We start from the raw sequence: 2681 nt of genomic DNA, 5'->3' as shown, positions 1-2681 counted from the left end.
TAGCGGTTAGAGAGACCAGCTACACGGTTACGCAGTCAGATGTAGATTCTGGTTCAGTGTTGAACACAGCCTTTGTAAAAGGAGAGAATCCGAACCCAGAAGGAGAAGATCCAGAGGGCGAGACGGAGATTGAGACACCTATAGACAACAATGCAGGCTTGAGCATCAGCAAATCCGACAACGGATCCACTGTAACGCAGGCAGGCGAAGTGATTACATACACGTTGACGGCAAGGAATACAGGTAATGTGACTATAGCAAACGTAACGATTGTGGATCCATTGACAGGCTTTGAAGAGAATGTCGGAACATTGGCACCGGGTCAGGTAGCGGTTAGAGAGACCAGCTACACGGTTACGCAGTCAGATGTAGATTCTGGTTCAGTGTTGAACACAGCCTTTGTAAAAGGAGAGAATCCAAACCCAGAAGGAGAAGATCCTGAGGGCGAGACGGAGATTGAGACACCTATAGACAACAATGCAGGCTTGAGCATCAGCAAATCTGACAACGGATCGACTGTGACGCAGGCAGGCGAAGTGATCACCTACACGTTGACGGCAACGAATACAGGTAATGTGACTATAGCAAACGTAACGATTGTGGATCCATTGACAGGCTTTGAAGAGAATGTTGGAACATTGGCACCGGGTCAGGTAGCGGTTAGAGAGACTAGCTACACGGTTACGCAGTCAGATGTAGATTCGGGCTCAGTGTTGAACACAGCCTTTGTAAAAGGAGAGAATCCAAACCCAGAAGGTGAAGACCCAGAGGGCGAGACGGAGATTGAGACACCTATAGACAACAATGCAGGCTTGAGCATCAGCAAATCCGACAACGGATCCACTGTGACGCAGGCAGGCGAAGTGATCACCTACACGTTGACGGCAACGAATACAGGTAATGTGACGATAGGAAATGTTGTGATCACAGATCCATTGACAGGCTTTGAAGAGAATGTTGGAACATTGGCACCGGGTCAGGTAGYGGTTAGAGAGACTAGCTAYACGGTTACGCAGTCAGATGTAGATTCKGGYTCAGTGTTGAACACAGYCTTTGTAAAAGGAGAGAATCCAAACCCAGAAGGTGAAGATCCWGAGGGCGAGACGGAGATTGAGACACCTATAGACAACAATGCAGGCTTGAGCATTCAAAAATCATTGGTGTCGATTAATGGAAATGTTGGGTTGTCTAACTTTAGTTCACAGGGCGATGTCATAGTGTATGCGATAGCTGTTGAAAACATAGGCAATGTAACTTTAACTGATGTTGTTGTTACAGATGAGTTGACCGGTGATGATTGGATTATAGAATCTATGGAGCCTGGAAATATAAATACCTTTACGGCTACTTATACAGTTACACAATCTGATGTTAATGTTGGAAGTGTGTTGAATGTAGCCTCCGTATCAGGAACAGGACCTGGAGGGGAACCAACAGATCCGGAAACCTCAGAGGTAGTAGTAGTTGGTTCTAATCGATCTATCATTGCAAATGATGATGAATTCGGTGAGTTCAGAGTAGGGTTTGGTGGAATGATAGGAAATATTCTTGATAACGATCTACTTGACGGAGTATTGGTAACTATGGATAATGTAGATTTCGAGTTTACAGAGCTTGATGGTATCATAGGTCTATTGATAAATCCTAATGGGGAGTTGAGTTTGATACCAGGTGTAAATGAAGCAAGGGATTACAGATTACGATATGTCTTAAGGGAAACCTTGAATCCAAGTAATACTGATGATGCATTTGTGACCTTCAGAATTTTGGATGATCAAGTTGATATGGCTGTTACTAAAACCTCTTTTGATGCGGTAATCTTTGAAGGAGACGAGTTTGTATACGAAATTGTAGTATCAAACAACGGAGCAACTGATGCAGAGGATGTTGTAATTACGGATGAACTTCCTGGTGAAGTATCTTATCTAGGTTCAAGCTTTACTGTGAGTAACAATACAATTCAACCTGAGATATCTGTAAATGGTCAACGTCTGATATGGACTGTTTCGAGTTTCCCTGTTGGAGAATCGCTGACAATTAGAGTTCGCGTAAGAGCAGAGGCTCTTTCAGGAACGACGGCTCAAACTATAACCAACCTTGTATCAGTAGTTTCATCAGGTGAGGAAGTTAATCCAGCTGATAATACGGATACTGATGTGAACAGGATCAATCCATTCTTTATACCAAATGTTATCACGCCAAATGAAGATGGTAAAAATGATAGCTTTGAAATAAAAGGACTAGGGAAGTTTGCTTCTAACGAGATCGTGATCTTCAACAGATACGGAGACCATGTATTTGAGCGAAGCGATTATCAAAATGATTGGTCTGCTGAAGGTCTAAGGGCTGGTACATACTATTATGTTTTAATTGGTATAGATGCATCTGGACGCTCTCATGAATTCAAGGGTTGGATTCAGGTAATAAAGGATTAAAAAAAGGGAATCATGAAATGGATTTTTAAAATAGGAACACTGACGATGCTGATGGCCGTGATGGCCATCGGCGGTGTCAAGTCTCAGCAGCTGCCACAGTTCAGCCAGTATATATTCAACGGTTTGCATATCAATCCGGGATATGCTGGATATAAGGGTCAACCGTATATTCAGAGTACATATCGTGATCAGTGGATAGGATTCCCCGGTGCACCGAAGACGTTTACCGTAACGGCTGATTTGAGT

At 43.4% G+C, this 2681-nt stretch carries 2 protein-coding genes; both read left to right on the top strand.

The features are described from left to right. Nucleotides 1-2435 (top strand): CLIPPER-2 domain-containing protein (locus tag MM213_RS20485; RefSeq protein WP_241414749.1); only part of this gene is annotated, 2435 nt, incomplete at its 5' end. A gap of 45 nt (nucleotides 2436-2480) precedes the next feature. Continuing rightward, on the top strand, nucleotides 2481-2681 hold a 201-nt coding region (locus MM213_RS20480), incomplete at its 3' end, for a type IX secretion system membrane protein PorP/SprF (protein WP_439647573.1).

It is taken from the genome of Belliella alkalica (genome assembly GCF_022549785.1).
Lineage (GTDB): Bacteria > Bacteroidota > Bacteroidia > Cytophagales > Cyclobacteriaceae > Belliella > Belliella alkalica.
Note: the sequence above shows the minus strand (reverse complement) of the source record. Positions and strands in the feature narration are given on the sequence as shown.